Origin of the sequence: Nostoc flagelliforme FACHB-838 (assembly GCF_014698065.1) — a bacterium.
Lineage (GTDB): Bacteria > Cyanobacteriota > Cyanobacteriia > Cyanobacteriales > Nostocaceae > Nostoc > Nostoc flagelliforme_B.
Window position 1 is genome coordinate 1 of record NZ_JACJSI010000724.1, and the last position, 1,505, is coordinate 1,505.

General features: G+C 42.3%; 3 protein-coding genes. 2 read left to right on the plus strand and 1 reads right to left on the minus strand.

Features of this window, described 5'->3' with window-relative positions:
• Positions 1-412 (plus strand): hypothetical protein (locus H6G97_RS51150; RefSeq protein ID WP_190947785.1); only part of this gene is annotated, 412 nt, incomplete at its 5' end.
• Between the two features lie 35 nt (positions 413-447).
• Here the strand turns inward: H6G97_RS51150 and H6G97_RS51155 are convergent.
• Positions 448-1,035, minus strand: a complete 588-nt coding sequence (locus tag H6G97_RS51155) for a PEP-CTERM sorting domain-containing protein (protein WP_190947786.1) — start codon at positions 1,033-1,035, stop codon at positions 448-450.
• A 367-nt stretch (positions 1,036-1,402) separates the two neighbouring features.
• Between H6G97_RS51155 and H6G97_RS51160 the strand changes: the two genes are divergently transcribed.
• The coding region (locus H6G97_RS51160) for an EF-hand domain-containing protein (RefSeq protein WP_190947787.1) at positions 1,403-1,505 on the plus strand (103 nt) is incomplete at its 3' end.

The following is a 1,505-nucleotide window of genomic DNA, read 5'->3' on the forward strand; positions in this document are numbered from 1 at the left end:
TGAAAATCGGGAGTGCGTTTATCAATTCGTTGCCCCTGATGATAAGCGTGATTTGATTTTCGAGCGGTGGTTAAATCGAGATGAAGCAACTAAAAGTGAGTCGGTGTCAGTCATTAATAATATAAGTACAACTATACCAGTCATTGACACCACCCCCCAGGATATACCTCAAACACTCACGCCAGCGGAAAGTCCGACTGTCCAAGGATGGAAGGGGCTGAAGCTGAAAATGCGCCTTGGACTCGACAGCGCTGGCCAATTCTACCAACAGCTAGTCTCCACAATTGGCAAGGCTATTGGCGTTGCTGACGGAGAGCCTTACTGGAATGGGTATTTGAGGCAGTGGCAAGTTTGGGTTAACTTTGCTGACGGGTGTAGGTCTGTGGTGTGCGATTGGTTGGCGGTGGTGTAGAAGATCGATAAAGCTTTGGTAAAGAGTTGAGTAATTCATGCTTCAGATTTCGTCTTACCAGCTTTTTTAGAGACAGCAATTGCACCAACTCCAAACAATAGACCTAGTAGGGAAGTAGGTTCTGGTACTGATGTATATGAAGAACTCAGGGTAATATTGACAGCAGAATCTTGATAGATGTATGTTCCTGCCCGTCCCACTGCACCCGTCAAGGTAATTTCAGAGCTTGAAGTTCTTTCTAGGGTATATCTTGGAGCATCAAAAGCAATGCCAAAATCAACTACTAAATTCCAATTCGACCCAGAATCAAGCTCAAAATCGACATCTGGGGTTAAGTTACCGCCATTAGTAGGGACTCTCTTCAAATTTAGGTCTAGATTGTTGACGGATAGCTCCCAATCGCTCAAAGTCCCGGACTCTGAGTAAACCACGAATCCCGAATATTCGCTTTCTTCTGGCAAAGAGTTCGTAAGGAATGGGCTAGTAGCATCGACTAAAGTAAAATCACCTGAAAATTCTTGTCTAGTTAGAATAGCTCCCAGCACTGGAGTAGCATGAAATACGCTTGCAACTACCAAACCAATCACGGCAACGCTAACTTTAGGGAGTCGAACTTGATTCATGGATTAGGTATGCTATCTAAGATTTCTTGAAGGTATGCTATCACATCGGGAGCAACTTAAGATACATTCGATACACCAAAATTTTCTGCGATGTGCGGTGTTCTCGAAGAATCGCTCAAGCCAAGAAATGGGCAATATATTAAAGAATTACTCAGTACCCTAACGATTGATAAGCGTTGCGGGGTGACGCTGGAATTTGAAGACGCAAGCCCTGACAAATTTGCTTAATTGGTAGCAGATACACCCAATCTAAGCCCCAGCGATAGCCGTTTCTACGTCCATTGAAACAAGTTTATTTAATTTTGAGAGATTAATCTCTGAATTAATGAGATATTAAATTGAAAAACGATTCTTCAAATAGAAACTTATGGCAACCGAGCAAGAGCTTCAATCTCTTTTTAATAAATTAGATACCGATCAAGACGGCAAAATCTCCATTAATGATCTTTTTTTAAGTCCTGGCTTAAGTA

Bases quoted from the DNA above. Each gene is read 5' to 3' on its own strand.
- H6G97_RS51155 (WP_190947786.1), bottom strand. From the start codon at position 1,035: ATGAATCAAGTTCGACTCCCTAAAGTTAGCGTTGCCGTGATTGGTTTG.